Genomic DNA, 21,985 nt, shown 5'->3' with positions numbered 1-21,985 from the left:
TCCTAAATCTACATTTGTCAATTACAATTATTACTATACACCTATAATCTACATTTGTCAACCAAAGAAATCACATTTTTAAATTTTATCGCCGCTATAAATATTTTTTATCACCACAATAAAAAATACATATTATCCAAAGCTCTCTTTTAATGCTACAATAACTGTATCATTTTCCTAGATGGGAGGTTCTACTTTTGGATTGGTCCATTGTTGAACAATATCTACCACTCTATCAAAAGGCATTCTTTCTGACCTTGCATATTGCAGTTTGGGGAATTCTAGGTTCTTTTTTGCTGGGACTCATCGTCAGCGTCATCCGGCATTACCGCCTTCCTGTTTTCTCACAGTTAGCAACAGCCTATATAGAATTGTCACGAAATACACCCCTTTTGATACAACTTTTCTTTCTCTACTTCGGTCTACCGCGAATAGGGATTGTTCTTTCTTCAGAAGTCTGTGCAACAGTCGGGCTCATCTTCTTAGGTGGTTCCTACATGGCAGAATCCTTCCGAAGCGGGCTAGAAGCTGTCAGTCAAACCCAGCATGAAATTGGTTTAGCCATTGGCCTCACACCATTTCAGGTCTTTCTCTACGTGGTTCTTCCACAAGCGACAGCGGTTGCGCTACCATCCTTTAGTGCCAATGTTATTTTCCTCATCAAGGAAACTTCTGTCTTTTCAGCAGTTGCCCTTGCTGACCTTATGTACGTTGCTAAGGACTTGATTGGCCTCTACTATGAAACAGATATCGCACTAGCCATGTTGGTAGTTTCTTACCTTATCATGCTTCTACCTATTTCACTAGTCTTTAGCTGGATAGAAAGGAGGCTCCGTCATGCAGGATTCGGGAATGCAAGTACTCTTTCAGGGAAATAATCTCCTAAGGATCTTACAGGGATTGGGCGTCACGATTGGGATTTCTATCCTGTCTGTCCTCTTATCCATGATTTTTGGAACAGTTATGGGAATTATCATGACCTCTCATTCTAGAGTGATTCGCTTCTTAACACGCTTCTATCTAGAATTTATCCGGATCATGCCTCAGCTGGTGCTCCTTTTCATCGTTTACTTTGGTTTAGCTCGAAACTTTAATATCAATATTTCTGGTGAGACTTCTGCTATTATCGTTTTCACCCTCTGGGGAACAGCTGAGATGGGTGACTTAGTTCGTGGAGCTATCACTTCCCTGCCTAAACATCAATTTGAGAGTGGACAAGCACTTGGCTTAACTAAATTTCAACTCTACTACTACATCATCATCCCTCAGGTCTTAAGAAGATTGCTCCCACAAGCCATCAACCTTGTCACTCGGATGATTAAAACGACTTCCTTGGTTGTTTTGATTGGGGTTGTTGAAGTTACCAAAGTTGGACAACAAATTATAGATAGCAATCGTTTGACTATCCCAACCGCTTCCTTTTGGATTTATGGAACCATCCTAGTCTTGTATTTCGCGGTTTGCTTCCCTATTTCCAAACTATCTACTCACTTAGAAAAACATTGGAGGAACTAAATGTCTGAAACTATTTTAGAAATCAAGGAACTAAAAAAATCCTTCGGAGACAATCCTATCCTCCAAGGACTTTCCCTAGATGTTAAAAAGGGGGAAGTGGTCGTCATCCTAGGGCCGTCTGGTTGTGGGAAAAGTACCCTACTTCGTTGCCTCAATGGTTTAGAAAGTATTCAAGGAGGAGATATCCTGCTGGATGGCCAGTCCATCGTTGAAAATAAAAAAGATTTTCACTTGGTTCGCCAAAAAATCGGTATGGTCTTTCAAAGTTATGAACTCTTTCCTCATCTAGATGTCCTTCAAAACCTCATCCTAGGTCCTATCAAGGCTCAAGGGAGAGATAAAAAAGAAGTCACTGAAGAAGCTCTGCAACTACTAGAACGTGTCGGACTTCTAGATAAACAACACAGCTTTGCTCGCCAATTATCTGGTGGACAAAAGCAACGGGTAGCCATCGTTCGTGCCCTTCTCATGCATCCAGAAATTATCCTCTTTGACGAGGTAACGGCTTCACTGGACCCAGAAATGGTGCGTGAGGTCCTCGAACTTATCAATGACTTGGCTCAAGAAGGGCGTACCATGATTCTGGTAACCCATGAAATGCAGTTTGCCCAAGCCATTGCGGACCGCATCATCTTCCTTGACCAAGGGAAGATTGCTGAAGAAGGAACTGCTCAAGAATTCTTCACAAATCCAAAAACGAAACGAGCACAAGAATTTTTAAACGTCTTTGACTTTAGCCAGTTTGGCTCATATCTATAATCAATAAAGGAGATTATTATGAAACTACTTAAACCAATTCTAACTGTTTTTGCGCTAGCATTTGCGCTTATCTTCGTCACAGCTTGTAGTTCAGGCGGAAGCTCTGATGCTTCATCTACTAAGGCAACTGCCAAAGCTCGTACCATTGATGAAATTAAGAAAAGTGGCGAACTTCGAATCGCGGTATTTGGAGATAAAAAACCATTTGGTTATGTTGACAACGACGGTTCTTACCAAGGTTACGATATCGAACTGGGTAACCAATTAGCACAAGACCTTGGTGTGAAGGTTAAATACGTTTCTGTTGATGCTGCCAACCGTACTGAATACTTGATTTCAAACAAGGTTGATATCACCCTTGCCAACTTCACAGTTACTGACGAACGTAAAAAACAAGTTGACTTTGCCCTTCCTTACATGAAAGTTTCTCTCGGTGTTGTGTCACCAAAAGATAAAGTTATCAAAGACGTTAAAGAACTTGAAGGCAAAACCTTGATCGTTACAAAAGGAACTACTGCTGAAACTTACTTTGAGAAAAATCACCCAGAAGTGAAACTTCAAAAATATGACCAATATAGCGATGCCTACCAAGCCCTTCTTGATGGACGTGGAGATGCCTTCTCTACTGATAATACTGAAGTTCTAGCTTGGGCCCTTGAAAACAAAGGATATGAGGTAGGAATTTCTTCTCTAGGCGATCCAGATACTATTGCGCCAGCAGTCCAAAAAGGAAACCAAGAACTACTCGACTACATCAACCAAGAAATCGAAAAATTAGGTAAAGAAAACTTCTTCCACAAGGCCTATGAAAAAACACTTCACCCAACTTACGGTGACGCTGCTAAAGCAGATGACCTAGTTGTTGAAGGTGGAAAAGTAGACTAATACTCAATGAAATCACAAAAAAGAAATCAGGTAATCCTAGTGACTACCTGATTTTTATATATCTTAAGCATTTTGCCAATTTTCTTGGTCTTCTTTAAAACGTTTTAGGAGGTCAAGTCCTTCTGGTGTGATGTAGCCTTCTTCTTGAGCCAAATGAATCAGTTCGCTGTAGTTTGAAAGGGTTACTAGTTTGACACCAGCATCCGCAAAGTTCTTATCTGCTTTTGGCAATTGATAGCTGAAGATAGCCACAACTCCAAGAACATCAGCTCCTTCACGTTTGGCTGCTGCAACGGCTTCGAGAACAGAACCACCTGTTGAAATAAGGTCTTCGACAACGACCATCTTTTGCCCCTGAGCCACACGGCCTTCGATTTGGTTTCCTGCACCATGGTCTTTTGGTTTGCTACGAATATAGGCAAATGGCAGGTTCATCTTGTCAGCGATGATGGCACCATGAGGAATACCTGCAGTCGCTGTCCCTGCAATCACTTCTACTTCTGGGAATTCTGCCTTAATAGCTTCCACAAAACCATTTTCAATCAAGCTACGAGTATCTGGATAAGCAAGCGTCACACGGTTGTCCGTATAAATCGGTGACTTGATACCTGATGCCCAAGTAAAAGGTTCTTCTGGTTTGAGGTAAACGGCTTGAATTTTCAATAGATGGCTGGCAATGTCTTTAGCAAGTGTCATGGTCTACTCCTTTTGTTTTTATAATCTATTTCTTTAATTTCAGTCTTGGTTCCACTCATCCTTGATTGCATGATAAGCTGCTACTGGATCAGTGGCTTGAGTGATTGGGCGTCCAACTACGATATAGTCACTACCAATCTGATAAGCATCAGCAGGTGTCATGACTCGTTTTTGGTCTCCAACTGCAGCGCCTGCTGGTCGAATACCTGGTGTCAGGCAGATAAAGTCTTGGTTGGTAGCTTCTTTGATGAGTTTCACTTCCTGAGCCGAACAAACCACACCATCTAAACCGGCTTCAGCAGTTTTCTTGGCATAATGAATGACCGATTCTTGAAGACTGGTTTGGATATTTTGAAAGTCTCTCATTTGTTCTTCAGAAGTTGAAGTCAACTGGGTAACAGCAATCAATTTTGCTTCTTTCCCAAGACCTTCTCGCGCAGCCTTCATCATCTCTACACCACCTGCCGCATGAACATTGGTCATGTCAACACCCAGATTAGACAAAACCTTCATGGCTGACTTAACCGTATTGGGAATATCATGAAGTTTGAGATCCAGAAAGACACTGTGACCTAAGTCTTTCAAATAAGAAACAATCTCCGGACCTGTAGCATAATAGAGCTCCATACCTACCTTTAGATAGAGACTCTCTTCCGCTGGAAAAAGAGCTAAAAATTGCTTGACTGCCTCAAAACTTGGAAAATCAAGAGCAATAACTGGACGAGATTCGCGCATACTTTTCTCCTTTTACCTTTGTTAGCTAGAGAGCATGAAAAAAGGAACCTGCCTACAGCAAGGTTCCACGAAAAATGGGTAGAATTCACCCTTTCACCGTCTAACCTTAGCTGCCTCTCTGGACTGCTTTAAAGGTTTTTTACTATTCTATTATTTAAAGCGGTAGTTGTCAAGTAAAAACCAGCGATTGAACTTGTAGAAAACAGGACTCATCATCAAGTCAATAGAGGCATCTCAAACTTAACGACTCTGTGATTGTTGGGTTGTTTGATTTTGAGTTTGTGTTTGATTCTGAGTTTGATTCCCTTGCTCTTCTTGTTTTTTCTTTTCTTCTTCCTGCTTCTTCTTTTCCTCTTCTTTAGCTTTGATTCTTGCTTCTTCTAAAGCCTTATCCGTCAAGCTATAACTATAGATCCCAACTTCCATATCAATACCGCTTGGAACTGTTAATTGAGGTTTAATCTTGCTATAGTAAGGCAATTTTTTACCTAGTTCTGATAAAGGAACCAAAACCTCATCCGTATCATACATGGTAATTTTGAGCAGATCACTGGTTACACTGCTTGGAGCCAACTCAATCGTTTTGATAGCTTGCTTAATCTCTGGGCTGACTTCAGCCAGTTGTTCAATCAAGGTTTTGACTTGCTGCTCATCGTTAAAGAGTACGGACATATAGGTTTCTGGAAGATCAACAAGGCTAACTGGACTGGTTTCCACCGTCCCACTAGAAAGAATCGGATGATGATCCTCTCCAGAAACATAATAGGCTACAATCCCGTATTCCTTGACCTGGATGGTAAAATTGGTCGGGAATTGATAGTGAATGCTGGCAGATTCAATCCAGTGATTGGACTTAATCATCTCAGCATGCTTGTCTTTATTGAGGAGCAGATCAAAGGTATAATCACTATCACGAATCCCTGAAGCCTCTTTGATTTGGTCTGCATTGGTCTCTACCGTACCAGTGACTTCTATGTTTTTCAGAGTTGAGTATGGCGTCAAAAGATAGATGGAAAAGATCAAGACAGGCAAACTTGGGATTAGAATCGTAACAGCACGCCAGATATGAACACTTGGAATAGAAGGCTTGGCCATCTTTTTCTTAGACTTAGATCTCTTTTCTTCTACTTTCGTTTCTTCAGATGTTTCGTCCTCTTCTTCTACTTGTTCTGTCTCAGTAGTTTCCTCCTCATTCTCAGGAGAGGACTGGTCTTCTGCACTCTCCTTCTGCTCTTCAGGATTAGAATCTGAGGCCTCTTCTACCTCAGTATCTTCAGATAAGTCTGACTCTTGTTCTTCCTTGGTCTCTTCTTCAGCCTTTTTGCGCAGATATTCACGGTTCTGCTTCTGCCACTCTGATAAAGTGGTTTCTTCTTCCAAAGTTTTTGCAACTTCTTTTTTATTGGCTTCTGCTTGGGCCTTTTCTTTGGCTAGTTGGGCCTCTTCTTCAGCTTTTTTTTGAAGATATTCTTGATTTCGTTTTTGCCACTCTGACAATTCCTTGCCTTGAGTTGGCTCTTGTTTCTTATCCTTTGACATCGATTTTCCTTATGATAGATCTTTTTTTAGTAGCGCATAAAAATCCGCCACAGATTTTAATTCATGAGAATTTTTCATCGTGCTCTGGTAGTCTTCTTTGTGGGTCAAAAGCTTGCTCACCTTTTCTTCTAAAGTAGACAAGGTCAAATCGCTCTCTTGCAACTCCTCTGCATAGCCTTTTTTCACAAAGTAAGCTGCATTTTCAATCTGGTCTCCACGGCTAGCTTCACGACCTAGTGGCACAATGACATGCAATTTAGCCATAGCAAGGAGTTCAAAGATAGTATTGGCACCACCACGAGTAATGACCACATCAGCCAGATTCATGAGTGGTTGATAAAGCTCAGTCACGTAGTCAACACGATAGAGGTTTGAACTGAGTTCATTTAAACTAGCATCCCCTGTCAGGTTTATAATATTGTAGCGACTAGTCAACTCTTCCTTGTGGTCTGTAACTAATTGGTTAAAGACACGCGCACCAGCAGAACCTCCAACAAAGAGAAGAGTTGGTAGTTTGCTATCAAAATAAGTTCGGATGTCCACCATTTCTTCAGGTTCTTCCATGATTGGGCCAGAAACCTTGGTCACAGCTCCTACATGCTCTACCTTAGTGAGACTAGACGCTTGTTCAAAAGTAGAGTACATCTTAGTCGCAAACTTATAGGCGATTTTATTGGCCAAGCCCATAGAGAGGTCAGACTCGTGGATAAAGACTGGTACTCTACATACTCGCGCTGCAATAACAGGAGGAACGGACACAAATCCCCCCTTAGAAAAGAGGGCTTGTGGACGAAGTCGAAGCATGATAAAGAGCGATTGAAGGATTCCAAACGCAACCTTAAAGACGTCAACCATATTTTGCCATGAGAAATATCGGCGCAATTTCCCAGTTGCAATAGAATGGAAGGTGACATCTAAACCAGACTTGAGAATTTCATGATGCTCAATCCCGTTTTTATCACCAATATAGTGGACTTCCCAGCCATCTTCGATGAACTTAGGCATTAACAAAAGGTTGAGGGTAACGTGTCCAACCGTTCCCCCACCAGTAAATACTATTTTTTTCATATTATCTCTTTAACTCCGCTACAGTGTCGATGAAAAGATCTCCACGTACTTCAAAGTTGGCATACATATCCCAGCTAGCATTAGCAGGACTGAGGAGAACCACATCTCCTTCTTCCGCAAGTTCATAAGCCTTTCGAGTTGCGTCAGCAATATCTGTTGCATCCACATAAGCCACACCAGCCTTATCCGCTGCACGCTTGACACGTTCTGCAGACTGACCGAGAATGACCATTTTCTTAAGACCAGTGATGTCTGGAACTAATTCGTCAAACTCGTTACCACGGTCCAAACCACCAGCTATCAAGATAACCTTGCTATTGTCAAATCCTGACAAGGCTTTTTGAGTTGCCAAGATATTGGTTGATTTACTATCGTTGTAGAATTTCACCCCATTGATTTGGTCTACAAATTGGAGACGGTGCTTGACTCCACCAAAGGCTGACAAGGTTTCCTTGATGGTTTCATTGTCAACACCACGAAGTTTAGCAACAGCAATGGTTGCAAGAGCATTTTCCACATTGTGGCTACCTGGAACACCGATTTCATCAGCTGCCATGACTTTTTCACCACGGAAGTAAAGAAGACCATCTTCAAGATAAGCTCCATCAACCTTTTCAAGTGTTGAGAATGGTACTACAGTTGCATTTGTTTTTTTCGCAAGTTCTTTAGACAATTCCTGGTTGAAGTTCAATACTAGGTAATCAGCAGCTGTCATATTGCTTTGAATATTCCACTTGGCTTCGACGTAGGCTTCAAAAGAACCGTGATAGTCAATATGGGTTGGCATCAGGTTAGTGATAACAGCAATTTCAGGATGGAATTCCTGGATTCCCATTAGTTGGAAAGAGGATAGCTCCATGACAAGAGTGTCCTTATCTGTCGCAGTTTGAGCCACCTGACTAGCAGGATATCCGATGTTCCCTGATAAAAGTCCATTTTGCCCTGCAGCAGTCAGAACTTCTCCAATCATAGTGGTGGTCGTTGTCTTACCATTTGAACCAGTAATACCGACGATTGGTGCTTCTGAGATCAGGTAGGCTAATTCAACCTCAGTCAAGACTGGAATGCCTTTTTCTAGAGCTTTTTCAATCATCGGATTGCTATAAGGAATTCCTGGATTTTTTACCATAAGCGCAAAATCTTCATCCAATAATTCCAAAGGATGTCCACCAGTGACAACCTTGATACCCTCTTCTAAAAGGCTCTGAGCTGCTGGATTTTCCTCAAAAGGCTTGCCATCATTCACTGTCACAATGGCACCTAGCTTGTCCAAAAGACGAGCTGCAGATTCACCAGATTTAGCCAATCCTAGGACTAATACTTTCTTATTTTCAAATTGATCAATTCGTTTCATATCTAGAACTCCATTTCTACTCTTACTATTTTACCATTTTTATGAAAATAAAAAAGCCACAAAGGGCTTTCTTATTAGTTTTTGTCCTCGATCAATTATTCTACAGACTTGAGGGCTTCTAACATATCCACCTTTCGGAGATAATGATTGACAAAAACTCCTAGGATGGTCAAAATGACACTGACGGCTAGAACTGGGATGAGATAAACTTCCCAGCCGACCTTGGGTTGAAAACGGAAGGTACCGGGTGCGATCATCTGAATGAGAAATTGATGGAGATAATAGCCTGATAGCAAGCCTACAATCATTCCAACCAGTGACAGTATGATGGTCTCCCGATAGATATAAAGGGTCACTTCTTTGTTATGAAAACCAAGAACCTTGATGGTTGAAAGTTCCCTAATCCGTTCAGCAACATTGATATTGGTCAAATTATAGAGAATCACAATAGCTAGTAGCACCGATACCAGCACCAAAATCGCCATGGTATGATTCAGAGAATTGGCAAAACTTTCAAATAGCTGAATGGTGGAAGCATTTTGAACGAGGCCACTGACAGCCGCCTGGTCCATAAATTCTCCTGCGACTCTTTCGGTATTGACTTCACTTTTATCCTTGAGTTGGACCAGATAGGTATTCATCTTGGGTGCTTGACCGTATATCTCCTGATAGGTAGCCTGATTCATATAGACAAAATGACCTACGTAGTGCTCGGTAATAGCACCTACTTTAAAGGTTTTCCCATCTATTGTAAAATTGTCACCAACAGAAACTCCTGCCAACTGGGCCAATTTTTCTGTCAAGACAACTCCATTAGATAAGCTCAGTTTTTCCCCATTTTTTTCCAAGAGGACAAAGGGAGCCAGGTCATCTTGATCCGTTACCATCATCGTCACGGTTTGAACACCTGCCTTGCCAGCATAGTCTTCCTCAATCTGTTTGGAAGAAATTAAACGATAGTTTTCAACTTCATCACTCTGCAATTTTTCTTCTAGCTTGGCCTTGTCAGAATCTGAAGCTCGAGAATTGACAGAGAGAATCATTTGATATTGTTGCAGGTCCTTAAACTGCCTGTCTGCTACTCCAACCACAGAGGATTGAATGCCAAGCCCTGCAAAGAGGAGGGCTACTGAACCAGCAACTCCAAAAATGGTCATCAGCATGCGTTGTTTGTAACGGAAAATGTTGCGGGCTGTTACCTTCTGAGTAAAACTCAAGCGTGACCAGATAAAGGTTATCCGCTCCAAGAGAATCTTTGAACCCTTGACTGGTGGCTTGGGTAGTAATAATTGCGCTGCTTCTTCATGCAATTCTCTGCGAGATACAAGGTAGGCAGGTAGGACACTAGCTACTAAGCTTAGTCCCAAAGCCAAGCAACTATAGGTCCAATAGAAATACTGCTGACTCTCACCAACAATCATTCGCTCAGTAATGATATGCGAAATAGTAGGTGCCAAGATGTAATGTCCAATCAGAATTCCTAGAAGGGTTCCAAGAGTCCCAGCAACCAGGCCATAAATCACAAACTTAGCAATGATATCCTTGCTATGGTAGCCTAGTGCTTTGAAAATCCCTGTATTGGTCCTTTCCTCGTCTACAAATCGTGTCATGGTGGTAAAGGTAACCATGGCTGCTACGGCATAGAGAACAACTGGAAAGATATTCCCTACGGAACGAATACTCATGGCCGAGTTACTATACATGAGATAACCTTGACCAGTAGGAGAACTCTTTCGATTGTAGACATGATAGCTTGGCTCTGTCAGAGCATTGACTTCATCCTGACTAGTCTGCCATTTAGCCTTTTCGCTCGCTAGATTCGTTTCAGCTTGGCTCAGCTTTTCCTGTTCCTGCTTCAATTGCTTTTTTGCTTCTTCTAACTGACTAGAGACTTGACTTTTTTGTTGTTCTGGAAGTTGGTTTACTTGGTTTTCTTGATCTTGTAGACGCGTTTCGATTTCCTGTAGGCGTTTCTTGCCAGCTGTCAAGTTGGTCTCTGCTTCATCCAGTTGTTTCTTGCCCTCATCAAGGGACTCTTGGGCATCCTTCTTCATTTTCTCTAGCCGCGCTTGTCCATTATCAGCAACTAGTTCCTTTAGAGTCTCTTCTTCTTCCTCTAGCTTCTTTTCGTAATCACTAGAGAAAGGATTGACATCTGTTAGGCTAGCAAAGCGCAGGCGGGCAATCGTGTAAACAGAGCTCTTAAAATTTTCTTCAGTTACGACAGCGTAAGCTGCTAGATTCCCATTACCACTGGCTGAACTCCCCATATCTGATTTTGAAAAAATATCTGGAGAGTGAACAAAACCTGTAATGGTATAACTATCTCGCTTTAATTGAGAATTACTGCCATTCTTTTGACTCAAATGAATGACTTGACCAATCTGATAACGATCTTTCCAAAAATCAGCTAGAGCCAATTCATCTTCTTTTTCAGGCAAAAGCCCTTCCGTTACTTGAAATTTTGAAATCTTTTCAGTATTTGAAAAGATCCGTATGGCATCTTCACTGTTTGCCAGAGTCAAATCTGTCGTATAACCAAATTCGACATCTGCTCCTGATAGTGTTTGCAATTCTTCCTGGTCTGCCTGATCTAGACCGTAATCTGCTATGACAGTCATATCTGCGGCATTAGTTTCTTTCAGATAAGCCCCAGCTGTTCGCTCCATATTGGGACTGGCTACTTTGAGACCAACCACGGCTAAAGAACCTAACATCATTAGAGTTAGGATGGATAAAAACCGTCCCTTTGAACCTGTGAAAGACTGGAGCAGGTCTTTCCAATATGTCTTTCTTTTCATCTTAGTACTCCAAATCATCAATATCCTGTGGTTGAGGATTGAGGACAACACTCTTGACACTGGCATCATGCATCTGAATCACCCGATCAGCTATTGGAGCTAGGGAGGCATTATGGGTCACGATGATAACGGTGGCCCCCTTCTTACGTGACATATCTTGAAGAATCTTTAGAACCTGCTTACCCGTCTGGTAATCCAAAGCTCCCGTTGGTTCATCACAAAGGAGAATTTTAGGATTTTTAGCCACGGCTCGAGCAATGGATACCCGTTGTTGCTCACCACCTGACAACTGAGCTGGAAAGTTATTTAGACGGTGCCCTAAGCCTACATCCTTGAGAACCTGCTCAGGATCCAAGGCATCAGCAACAATTTCTGAAGCTAGCTCAACATTTTCCTTAGCAGTCAAGTTAGAAACCAAATTGTAAAACTGAAAGACAAAGCCAACGTCATCTCTACGATAGTTAGTTCTCTGATGAGAAGTGAAACTCGAGATATTGGTCCCATCAATCCAGACTTGCCCTTCATCGTTTGTATCCATACCGCCTAGAATATTTAAAACTGTTGACTTCCCTGCACCAGATGCCCCAAGGATAATGACTAGTTCTCCCTTTTCAATCTCGAAGTTGACATCTCGATTGGCTACGATTTCCGTATCTCCAGTATGATACCTTTTATAGCTGTTTTTCATTTCAATATAAGCCATCCTATCTCCTCCTCTTCTCCTATTTCCATCTTTATTATAACTCTTTTAATAGCAAAAAAGCCATCTAATGATGACTTTTTTTAGCGGGCTCATATTTTGAGAGTCTCCTGATATTCGTTTTCCCTCGTTTTTTATAGCTAACAATAATTCGGATGTTCTTTCATATTCTTGATTGCATGAAGTAGTTATCAAGTGGAAATAGGAAAACTAACACCTATTTAACATACTCTTTTTCTGTGAACTTCCCCATCTTTCAATAAATAGAATCCCCACTAACAAAAGGATAATCAGGCAAGGAAGTAAGACCATCCCCATGCTCCAATTCAGATTGACATTATCAATCTGCTTAGGTAATCTACCAGACAAAATCTCCACTGAACGCAAGTAAGTAAAGGGAATCAGATGTGCAATCCTTTGAAGAGGCTGAATTGTTTGGATGCCAAACAATAAGCCAACAATCCCAATGAGTGAAAGAAAGAGGACAGGCATTTTTTGCTTGAAAAAGTAAGCAATCAAGTACACTACTTCCACAATGACGATAAAGGCTAAGAAAGCTAAGAACAAGCCAGGAAATAACACATCTTGTATCTTCCCAATAGTTACTTCTTGATTGGTTAAGTTATAAATCGGGTAGGGGTAATCTAACTGTCCAAAACCGCTTATCAGACTTCCCACTAGAAAAGAAAATCCACAGATTCCGATAAACAGCACTGTTACATAGCTCACCCCAACTCCAAGAGAGGACATTGCAAATGAAACTTTTGAAAAAGGATATAACTGAGCTGTGTCAAGATGATTTTGATATCTTTCTGCAAAAAGTTGTGTTAGCATAAAAATAATAGCAACCACAAACAAGCTTGGGATGATAAGCTCTAAAATCCAGACAATCTGATCAATCCCGTGGGTCGGATAAACTAAATTGTGGGCTTTTATGTTCAAGGGATATAGGGCTTGGTAAGTCTTTCGTTCGCGGTCAACCGCCATTTTAAAGTCAGAGCTAGAAGTCGGTTGCTTCGATACAATTTCATAACTCTTTTCCTCAGCTTGCCACTGCAAATAGTAGGCTTCTTTCCAGCGTCCTTCTTTTAACAAAGCCAGAATTTCTTTCTTTTGCGTCAAAAGATTTTTTTGCAATTCTAAATTACTTTCAGCAATCTGGTATTCCTCCGAGTTGGTGTCAGATATTTGGGAGAGTTTCTCTTCATATCCATTGATGACTCTCTCACGGTCTACAAGACTAGTTTCCAACTCTCTCTCCAAGCTGACGGAGTTTGCAGTCTGACTATTAAAATAAAAAGTAACACCGAGTCCAGATACAAATAAAGCTAAGATAATCCAGTTTAAGCGACTTTTGAAAACTTTTTTCAATAAAAATAGACCAATATCTTTCATAAACTAAACCTCTTCTATCTGACCCTGATGAATGGTTACTACTCTATCGCAGACATCAACCAACTCTTCCTTATAGTGGGAACTTAAAAGAACCAGCTGCTCTTGTCTATCGATTTGTGCCAGTCTATCAAAAAATTTCTGTCGATAATACTCATCTAAACCATTTGTAATCTCATCCATGAGCCAGCATTTCGCCTGACTGAGGAAATACATGGCAATCACCAAGCGTTGCTTCATACCTAAGGAATACTTGCGAATGGGAAGGCTGATATAATCAGACATTTCCCAATAGGCAATTTCATCCCTTAGGTTCAGGTCTGATTTCCAGATGTTCTTTATGAGACGAAGGTAGTCCATCCCACTTAAGTTTCCATCCAGCCATTCAATACTCTCATAATAAAATAAAGAAGGAGGGGCTGCAATATTTCCACTACTTATAGGAATTAAATTGCTAATGGCGCGGAACAGTGTCGTCTTTCCAGATCCATTGATAGCAAGAACTCCATAAATCCTGCCTTTTTTAAAGGTGAAATCTACATCTTGTAAGATGACTTGTCGCGTTTTTAAGGTAACATGAGTAAGCCTTAACATATCAAACCCTCCTTTTTCTCACTCTTTAACGATTAAAAGTCTCCGCTGTAGTAGTTTATGACCTCATAACGATAGAAATTCCAGCCAGAACCTACTTTATACTCTGAATAGCTGTCATAACGAGACCACGACTAGATGTTAATATAGCTATGTCTGTGGTAATTCATACTAGACTTATAGTAGGTATTCCAATCATATCGATAACTTTTAGTGACTGTCACAACAGATACACTGGATTGAAAAGACCAATTCATAACAAACTAGCTAATAACACGACTTTGACTGACTTTTCATATTTTTCATTGCATTTATATCATTAGCGTTGAAAACACTTTCATTATATCGTTTTTCTCATTTTTATGCAACAGTTCCTCATTGGTTTTAATAATATATAACACTTAGAAGTTATATGAAAGTTCTAAATTGAAGTTAGCTAGTCATACTTTCTAAAAATAAGATTTGTTTAACTAGCATCGAGAAAATATGGGATGTGATTTCATTTGATAAAATGGCTTAGGCTAAGACTAGCCTTGATTTAGCTGACTAAATATTTTCAAGGGAACATGTTGTCTATTGAAAGACAATTTAGGAATAAGAAACCAGCTCTGTCTTATACTCAATGAAAAATCAAAGAGCAAACTAGAAAACTAGCCGCAGGCTGTACTTGAGTACGGTAAGGCGGCGTTGACGCGGTTTGAGGAGATTTTCGAAGAGTATAGTGGATTGAAATAAGATGTGAACAAAGAGATTAGGAAAGTCAAATTAATTTCTAAAAACGTTTTAGAATCCTTAGCGTACTATTCTAGATTCAATCAACTATATTATACTTTCTTGTTGTTCACTACAGTTGATAAAGAGACAAAAAAGCGGACAAGACCAGCCTCTGTAAATCAGAAAACTAGTTTTGTCCGCTTTTTATTGTCGAGATTAGTCTCTTGGTCCAATCTCTATGACTTAGATGCTTTTACATCATCTTATTCGTCTTCTTTTTTCTTTCCCATTGCAAAGAGACCAAGTAGTGCTCCTACAACACCTGCTGTTGCAAGGGTTGCATTTTCCTTAGTACCTGTTTCAGGGAGGATATTTTGATGACTTGCAGGCGCTTGGTAGGTCTTGTCTTGTGACATAGCAAGAGCTACTTGTGACTGCTCATCTCTGTATGCTGGAGTTTCAACTGTAGTTGGGGCTGAACCATTCACACGTCCAGTAAATTCTGGAACTTGGTGGGTAGTTCCTTCTCCACCAGGAACGCCACCTTCAAAGTGTGGAACTTGATGGGTAGCTCCTTCTGATCCATTTACATGACCAGTGAACTCAGGTACTTCATGAACAGCTGCTTCTGCGCCATTCACACCACCTGTAAATTCTGGAACCTCTACTACTGGTGCTGGCTCATCACCTGCTGTGCCAATGACTCCTGGGTACTCTGGGACTTCATGAACAGCAGCTTCTGCCCCATTGACACCGCCTGTAAATTCTGGAACCTCTACTACTGGTGCTGGCTCATCACCTGCTGTGCCAATGACTCCTGGGTACTCTGGGACTTCATGAACAGCGGCTTCTGCTCCATTGACACCGCCTGTAAATTCTGGAACTTCATGGATAGCTGGATCTGTTTTACCAGATACTTCTTTCTTAGTTCCGACTAAGACAATCTCATCTTGCGGTGCTTCAATAGTTTCGCGAAGTTTTTCAGTACGGCTTCCATCTAGTGCTACTTCAGTCAGGATACGTTCTTTACCTTCACGACCTGCTTGAGTTACACGAGTTTCACCTTCTGCTAGAGTTGGATCTTCTTTCTTCACTGTCTTGAAGCTGAGAGCTTCTTCTACCACTTCTAGGCTAGGAAGCTCTTCCTGAACAGCTGGGGCAACTTTTCCAGTTTCAACCTTTTCTTTGGTCAATTGGATACGGTATTCCTTGGCGTGTTTACCACTTTCTGAAACGAGACGTACCAAGACTGGAAGTTTATCGTCACCACTATCGACAACTGTTGCCGCTACGTTTTCACCAGCTTCAACGGTCACTTTAGGACGGTTTCCACTATAGGTTACTTGGTAATCCACACGAGCTTCAGAGAAGTCAGCAAGCTCTTTACCATCTACTAGAAGTTTAGAAGCTGTATTGTCTTTAGGAGCTTCACTTGGAGCGATAAAGGCCATTTCAGTGATAGCCACACCCTTCTTGTCTGCTTTTCTGTCCATGCGCCATCTCATAGCTTTAGCTTTGACCGGTGCAAAGGTTACATGGATGTCAGTTCCTGCTTGAACTTCTTGATCCGCACGGTATTCAACTTTCTCCCAGTTAGAAGGAGTATTGAATGGATGTTCTGGATCGTATGGTTGGTAGTTAGAGTAATATTCTGGTGAATCAAATTCTGGTCCAACATAGCGTTCTAGAACGAGTTTAGAAGGTGCATCTGTTCCACCATCTGCAAAGAAGCGAATGCTTCCTTCAGCTACTGTACGTTCAACAATTTTACCATTTTCTCTGAAGATAACCCCTACTGAAACTTCTGGATTTTCAGATGGAGTTGGAGACCAGTTGGTCCAACGACGGGTTTCATCATCTGAACCATCGTTAACATAATCTACACGGTCATGAGAGTTTGGATCAATATCGTTAGTTGCTGAGGCAAATGAACGGTTGCTATCATCATCGAAGTCTGGGTTGTCTGAAAGATTTTCTCCGAGTTTGTCTGTTACACGAACAGCCACTTCAGCAGTTAAATCAGTACCCAAAACGCGACCATGAACTGTAAATTCACCTGCTTTTGTTAGATTCTCTGCTGGGACTGCTTCCCAGTCAACAGCCAAGTCTTTGACTTCATAGTCAGATTTTCCTGTGAAGTAAACAGGAACTTTTGCTGGTAGCTCAAGAGTTTGTCCTTTAGCAACCAAGCGAGATGATTTGGCAACAGCAACAGGTTTACTTGCGAGCAAATCTTTATCATTTGTGAAGTGTAGGCGGTATTCACCTAGGATATCTCCGTTTTCAGCCTTGACAACAACACGAACTGGATCTCCTTCACCTACGCTTGGTACAACTGTTGCAATACCATTTTCAGTGACACTTGCTGTAACAGCTGGAGCTTTTCCTTGGCTTGCTTCTAGATAGTAGTCAGTCAAGCCTGGGTTAAAGTTTGGCAAATCTTTTCCATCTACTTGGATTTTTGCTTGAGCATTCTTAGCTGCAGCTACTTGTTTAGAGAAGATTTGCATTTCTGTAATAGAAGTACCCCATTTACCATCTGGTCTAACCATGCGGATACGAACTGCGTAAGTGTTGACTTTATCAAAGCTAAAGTGGGTCATTTCTCCAGCTCTGACTTGATCTGGAGCCTTGAGATTTGTTACTTCTTTCCAGTTTTTATCGTCATTAAAGACATGGTCTTCGCGTGCTACGAAGCTTGGATTCTTAGGAACTGTTGGAGTTGCTGAACCGACATAGTATTCGATGACATAGGATTTAGGTGCACCAACACCGTGGTCTTCGTGGAAGGCTACATTGAGGTTATCCACTGAACGTTTAGACATGATACCAGAGTCACCAAAGAGAATTCCCACGGATGCTTCACTTGTACGGTTCCAGTTTGTCCAGCGGTTTGCTGGTTGATTGTTATAAGAAATCAATTTGTCATTGACATTGGCTACTGAGTCACTTGGATTTGAGTCTGATGCAAAGGCAAGTGGCAATTCTGAACCAGTCCACTGGTCAGAAATATTAGCACCAGTTTCTGTCTGAGCAGACACACGAACATGAAGTTTAGTTGGTAGTTGAGTACCTTCGACATGTCCTGTCACAGTAAACTTGCCTTCTTGCGCGTATTGGCTTGGTTCAATTGCGTCCCAAGTTACTTTAGCTGAAGAGACTTGGCCATTTGAGTGGTAAGTACGAACGCTCTCTGGTAGTTGAGGAGCTTCTGCAACTGGAGTAGTTACGCTCACTTCTTCGACAGCAATGATACCTTCGACAGATACCTTAGCATGTGCTTCTTTCTCAATTCCTTCAACTTTACCTAAGACATCAAAACTATGGTATTTAGCAAGGTCTTCCTTAGCAACTGCTTGCCAAGTCACCTTGTGAACCTTCGGAAATCCTTTGTCATACTCTACAGTTACAGTAGCAGGTAGACTTGGTTCTTGGTTCAAACCTGTCACGACACTAACTGGACGGATGGCTTGGACGACTTTATCTTCAGTATTTGCTTGAATGTTCAAGTCAATCTGGCCTTCTGCTCCTTCAAATTGAGCTTTCAGAGTTACTTGACCAGGTTTGTGCAATTCAAGCATACCTTTACGAACGGCTACATCTCCTTCACCTGTAGTTGAGAAGCTAACCTTGTCAGCCTTCAAGACTGCTTGAGTACCATCTTGATAGTGAGCCAAGACCTTGATACCGACTGTTTGGTCCTCTTTCAAAGTAGCTGCATTTTCAACTTCTAGGCTCAAACGTTCAATTTGTGGAGCTTCTTGTAGGAATTGGATAGCATAAGTTTGTAGTGGGCCACCATCGTTTGGTTGAACATGGATGCTTGCACGCATACCATTTGCTTCATTAGCTTGAATAACTGTCACTTGAGCATTTTCAGCTGTAGCTTTGACCTCTGGCAAGGCTACTCCATAAGCAAGCTTGTGATATTTTACAGGTTGGTCAGTTGAAAGACCTTCAACCGCTTGATCTGCTACAGTTACACTTGGAACTACTGGATTAGCAGCTTCCCCTTCTGCAACTACCAAGGTCGCAGCGATTTCTTCATCTTCTAAAATACCTTTTGCTTGGATGCGAGAGCCTGGGATTGCTAGTTTAGCTTGATCTTCAGCTGCAATTTCCCACTTATCAACATCATAGCTTGCTACAGTACCATCTGATAATACGTAAGAAACAGATTTGTCAACTGAATTTAGGTCTGTATTTGGAGCGATTCTCTTGACTACAGGCAATTCTGCTTCGAGAGCCAAGACTTCAACACGCGCTTCGACGTCTCGTCCGTCTGCCACACCTTTAACAGTCACAATTCCTGGTTCATTGACATCAACTGCTGACCATTCGACTGGAAGTTTGGCACGACTGCCATCACTGTAGATAAAGGCTACTTTCTTAGGCATTTTTGGTGCTTGACCGATAACGGTACGGACTTTAGCAACTTCTGTACCCAAAACTGTTTTTTCTGCTTGGTCTTTCTTACCTGTGAAGATAGTAGTTTGATCAGATTTCAAGAGATCAGAGTGGGCAGTCAAGGTAAATTTACCAGCTTGCTCAGTTGATTTGACAATGACAACACCCTTACCATTGAAGGCCTTACGGATCCATGAACCGTCTGCTTGTTCTTTGTAACGCTCACGGCTAGCTTGTTCACCGTTATCCACACCGACAATTTGACCTTGACCATGCAACTGGAAGCGCACAAGGTTATTAGCAGTAGGAACTACATTGCCAGCGCTATCAACGATTTCGTAGTAGATATAAGTGAGGTCTTTCCCGTCTGCTGCGATAGCATTTTCTTCTTTGACTAAGCGAACACCTGCAGGCTCACCAGCAGTCGTAACCTTATCACGAGCAATTTCATTACCTGCCTCATCACGGGCTACTGCTTCCAAGGTTCCAGGTTGATAAGCAACCTTCCACTCAAGGTATAGTTCTTTGGGATTGGCACCTTCTTGATAAGTACGGCCATCACTTGTTTGTTTCTTGTTAAAGGTTTTCTTACCTAGGGACTCACCATTCAAGAACAATTCCACACTTGCAGCGTTTGAAAATGCACGAACAGGAATCTTACCATCTGCGTCCGCTACATTTGCTTTCAGAGTAGGATTTTCCCAGTTCCAGTGAGGAAGGAGGTGAACCATTGGTTTCTTCTGAGCAGAAACCCATTGGCTTTGGTACAAGTAGTAGTCATTCTTAGGAATGCCAGCTGTATCTACGATACCAAAGTAAGAACTCTTAACTGGTGTGTTGTTTTGGTTGTGCCATGGAGTAGGCTCACCGATATAGTCGGTACCTGTCCAGATAAACTGACCAGCATAACCAGCATTGTCTCGGTCAAAAGTCCAAGATGCAGTGGCTGTTTTACCCCAACCAACACGGTCATTACCGTAGTCTGATTGCTCATAATGACGGTAAGCTTGGTTGCTATGAACTAGCTCACTTTCTGGACGGAAATAGCTACCACGAGTACGAGTTGCTGAAGAAGTTTCTGAACCGTAAATCAACCAATTTGGATGCTTCGCACGAAGCTTCTTATAGTTGTCTTCTGAATAGTTAAATCCAACCGCATCAAGTTCGTTGGCAATCTTTTCATGATCACCACTACCATCACCAAAACGGAACTTGTCTGCTCCCATAGTAACATAGCGTGTCTTATCAACAGCCTTGATCACTTGCACCAAGCGTTTAACCGTTGCTAGAGAACGAGCTTTACCGTCTGCCTCACCGATTTCATTACCGATAGACCACATGAAGATAGCAGGGTTGTTCTTGCCTCTTTCGACCATTGTACGTAGGTCAAAATCAGACCATTTTTCACCTTTTTTAGCATCTGGGTGAGTGGCGTCTTTGTCAAAGAAACGTCCGTAGTCATACTGTTTCTTCCCACCGTACCAAGTATCGAAGGCTTCTTCTTGCACCAACAAACCTAGTTCTGCAGCGATCTGCAACGTTTGCTCACTAGCTGGATTGTGGGTTGTACGGATAGAGTTCACACCCATATCCTTCATCTGTTTCAGACGACGGTATTCTGCCTTATAGTTTTCTTCAGCCCCTAGAGCTCCGTGGTCGTGGTGAAGAGAAACTCCATGGAATTTAATGCGTTCACCATTCAAAGAGAATCCTTCATTTGGTGTCCAGTTATAGTAACGGTAACCAAACAAGTCCTTCTTAGCATCAACCAATTGGCCGTCACGATAAACACGAGTCACTAATTCATAAAGAGCTGGTTTATCGTTAAGAACTGTCCAGAGTTTTGGTTTCTCAACTTGCAAAATAGCATTCAAGCTAGTTGATTGATGAGCTTTCAAGACTTGGCTATCTGTACGAACTACGTCCGTTACAACCTGACCATTTCGTTCAATAATTTGGTATTCAGCAACAATTTCATGATCTTTGTCATCTGTATTGACGATCTTACTTGTTACATGAGTATCAACCTTACCATTTTGTTGTTTTTCAAGGTCTGGTGTTAAGATAGTTGTTCCATTTTTCTCAGCATGAACCTTATCTGTGACTTGAAGGGTAACATCGCGGTAAATACCACTTCCTGAGTACCAACGGCTACTTGGTTGTTTATTAACCGCATGTACAGCCACGACATTTTCACGACCGTCTTTATTGAGATAATCAGTGATGTCATAAGAGAATTGGTTGTAACCATTTGGATAGTGACCAACTAGCTGACCGTTTACGTAGACTTGCGAATCCATATAAACTCCATCAAAGACCATGCGAACATTCTTATTAAGGTCTTTTTCATCAAGTTTAAAGGTCTTACGATACCAAGCATCACCACCATTGAGTTGTCCACCCTCATTTTGGGCAGGAGAATCATGATCGAAGTCATTGTAGATACTCCAGTCATGAGGAAGGTCTAATTTCTTCCAGCTTGATACATCTGCATCTGGTTTGATAGCGTCTTTGGAATTAGCATTGAGTTTAAAATGCCAGTTTTGGTTAAATTCTACTTTACGGTCCTCAACCAATTGATTTACCTCCTCACTGGTAGCCGGTTTTAGATCCGGTTTTTCCGTTTGAGAAGATTGATCTTGAGTAATTGCTTGAGGTTTCTTATCTAAGATGGAATCCTCTTTTTTATCAGAATCTGCTTGTACAGTTTGATCGTCCTGTGCCTTTTCAACTTCATGAGCTGATGTAGCAACTTCACTTGCAACTGATTCAGTTGATGCTGGTTGTTCTAGACTTCTTGTTTCACCAAGTTCCTCTTTATGAGAATCA

General features: G+C 41.5%; 13 protein-coding genes and 3 pseudogenes. 4 read left to right on the top strand and 12 right to left on the bottom strand.

Going from position 1 to position 21,985, the window contains the following annotated elements:
- Positions 1-197: 197 nt before the first annotated feature.
- The 4 genes from QM911_RS02620 to QM911_RS02605 are packed head-to-tail and all read left to right on the top strand — an operon-like array spanning position 198 to position 3,159.
- Complete coding sequence (locus QM911_RS02620; RefSeq protein WP_414313026.1) at positions 198-878, top strand: amino acid ABC transporter permease; 681 nt, start codon at positions 198-200, stop codon at positions 876-878.
- On the top strand, positions 838-1,515 hold the full coding sequence (locus QM911_RS02615; RefSeq protein ID WP_045763229.1) for an amino acid ABC transporter permease: 678 nt from the start codon (positions 838-840) through the stop codon (positions 1,513-1,515). The genes QM911_RS02620 and QM911_RS02615 overlap by 41 nt, the downstream gene beginning before the upstream one ends.
- Positions 1,516-2,274, top strand: a complete 759-nt coding sequence (locus QM911_RS02610; RefSeq protein ID WP_414313025.1) for an amino acid ABC transporter ATP-binding protein — start codon at positions 1,516-1,518, stop codon at positions 2,272-2,274.
- A gap of 18 nt (positions 2,275-2,292) precedes the next feature.
- Positions 2,293-3,159, top strand: a complete 867-nt coding sequence (locus QM911_RS02605; protein ID WP_414313024.1) for a cysteine ABC transporter substrate-binding protein — start codon at positions 2,293-2,295, stop codon at positions 3,157-3,159.
- Between the two features lie 63 nt (positions 3,160-3,222).
- On the opposite strand, the gene pyrE is transcribed toward QM911_RS02605, so the two are convergent.
- The 12 genes and pseudogenes from pyrE to bgaA all read right to left on the bottom strand — a co-directional run.
- Complete coding sequence (gene pyrE / locus QM911_RS02600) at positions 3,223-3,855, bottom strand: orotate phosphoribosyltransferase (RefSeq protein WP_045763222.1); 633 nt, start codon at positions 3,853-3,855, stop codon at positions 3,223-3,225.
- A 39-nt stretch (positions 3,856-3,894) separates the two neighbouring features.
- Positions 3,895-4,590, bottom strand: a complete 696-nt coding sequence (gene pyrF / locus QM911_RS02595) for an orotidine-5'-phosphate decarboxylase (RefSeq protein ID WP_414313023.1) — start codon at positions 4,588-4,590, stop codon at positions 3,895-3,897.
- Between the two features lie 240 nt (positions 4,591-4,830).
- Positions 4,831-6,129 carry an FtsQ-type POTRA domain-containing protein gene (locus QM911_RS02590; protein ID WP_414313022.1) on the bottom strand — a complete coding sequence of 433 codons (1,299 nt, stop codon included), beginning with the start codon at positions 6,127-6,129 and terminating at the stop codon, positions 4,831-4,833.
- 9 nt (positions 6,130-6,138) lie between these two features.
- A complete protein-coding gene (locus QM911_RS02585) occupies positions 6,139-7,197 on the bottom strand; it encodes a UDP-N-acetylglucosamine--N-acetylmuramyl-(pentapeptide) pyrophosphoryl-undecaprenol N-acetylglucosamine transferase (RefSeq protein WP_414313021.1) in 1,059 nt (352 codons plus the stop codon).
- 1 nt (position 7,198) lies between these two features.
- Positions 7,199-8,551: a UDP-N-acetylmuramoyl-L-alanine--D-glutamate ligase gene (murD, locus tag QM911_RS02580; protein ID WP_414313020.1), complete on the bottom strand. Its 1,353-nt coding sequence runs from the start codon at positions 8,549-8,551 to the stop codon at positions 7,199-7,201.
- A 95-nt stretch (positions 8,552-8,646) separates the two neighbouring features.
- Positions 8,647-11,352: an FtsX-like permease family protein gene (locus QM911_RS02575; RefSeq protein ID WP_414313019.1), complete on the bottom strand. Its 2,706-nt coding sequence runs from the start codon at positions 11,350-11,352 to the stop codon at positions 8,647-8,649.
- 1 nt (position 11,353) lies between these two features.
- Positions 11,354-12,055 (bottom strand): ABC transporter ATP-binding protein, encoded by a 702-nt coding sequence (locus QM911_RS02570; RefSeq protein WP_414313018.1) that lies wholly within the window; start codon positions 12,053-12,055, stop codon positions 11,354-11,356.
- Between the two features lie 207 nt (positions 12,056-12,262).
- Positions 12,263-13,447, bottom strand: coding sequence for a hypothetical protein (locus QM911_RS02565; RefSeq protein WP_414313017.1), 1,185 nt, complete (start codon positions 13,445-13,447; stop codon positions 12,263-12,265).
- Between the two features lie 3 nt (positions 13,448-13,450).
- On the bottom strand, positions 13,451-14,038 hold the full coding sequence (locus QM911_RS02560; RefSeq protein WP_414313016.1) for an ATP-binding cassette domain-containing protein: 588 nt from the start codon (positions 14,036-14,038) through the stop codon (positions 13,451-13,453).
- Positions 14,039-14,070: 32 nt separating this feature from the next.
- Positions 14,071-14,292 (bottom strand): annotated as a pseudogene (locus tag QM911_RS02555) (hypothetical protein).
- A gap of 720 nt (positions 14,293-15,012) precedes the next feature.
- Positions 15,013-15,636 (bottom strand): annotated as a pseudogene (locus QM911_RS02550) (SIALI-17 repeat-containing surface protein); the annotation flags it as partial.
- 32 nt (positions 15,637-15,668) lie between these two features.
- Positions 15,669-21,786 (bottom strand): annotated as a pseudogene (bgaA, locus tag QM911_RS02545) (LPXTG-anchored adhesin/beta-galactosidase BgaA); the annotation flags it as partial.
- Between the last annotated feature and the right edge of the window lie 199 nt (positions 21,787-21,985).

It is taken from the genome of Streptococcus infantis, from assembly GCF_047460825.1.
GTDB classification, from domain to species: Bacteria; Bacillota; Bacilli; order Lactobacillales; family Streptococcaceae; genus Streptococcus; species Streptococcus infantis_V.
Note: the sequence above shows the minus strand (reverse complement) of the source record. Positions and strands in the feature narration are given on the sequence as shown.

Coding starts and splice junctions, on each gene's coding strand:
- QM911_RS02615 (WP_045763229.1), top strand. CDS start 838: ATGCAGGATTCGGGAATGCAAGTACTCTTTCAGGGAAATAATCTCCTA.
- QM911_RS02610 (WP_414313025.1), top strand. CDS start 1,516: ATGTCTGAAACTATTTTAGAAATCAAGGAACTAAAAAAATCCTTCGGA.
- QM911_RS02605 (WP_414313024.1), top strand. CDS start 2,293: ATGAAACTACTTAAACCAATTCTAACTGTTTTTGCGCTAGCATTTGCG.
- pyrE (WP_045763222.1), bottom strand. CDS start 3,855: ATGACACTTGCTAAAGACATTGCCAGCCATCTATTGAAAATTCAAGCC.
- pyrF (WP_414313023.1), bottom strand. CDS start 4,590: ATGCGCGAATCTCGTCCAGTTATTGCTCTTGATTTTCCAAGTTTTGAG.
- QM911_RS02590 (WP_414313022.1), bottom strand. CDS start 6,129: ATGTCAAAGGATAAGAAACAAGAGCCAACTCAAGGCAAGGAATTGTCA.
- QM911_RS02585 (WP_414313021.1), bottom strand. CDS start 7,197: ATGAAAAAAATAGTATTTACTGGTGGGGGAACGGTTGGACACGTTACC.
- murD (WP_414313020.1), bottom strand. CDS start 8,551: ATGAAACGAATTGATCAATTTGAAAATAAGAAAGTATTAGTCCTAGGA.
- QM911_RS02575 (WP_414313019.1), bottom strand. CDS start 11,352: ATGAAAAGAAAGACATATTGGAAAGACCTGCTCCAGTCTTTCACAGGT.
- QM911_RS02570 (WP_414313018.1), bottom strand. CDS start 12,055: ATGGCTTATATTGAAATGAAAAACAGCTATAAAAGGTATCATACTGGA.
- QM911_RS02565 (WP_414313017.1), bottom strand. CDS start 13,447: ATGAAAGATATTGGTCTATTTTTATTGAAAAAAGTTTTCAAAAGTCGC.
- QM911_RS02560 (WP_414313016.1), bottom strand. CDS start 14,038: ATGTTAAGGCTTACTCATGTTACCTTAAAAACGCGACAAGTCATCTTA.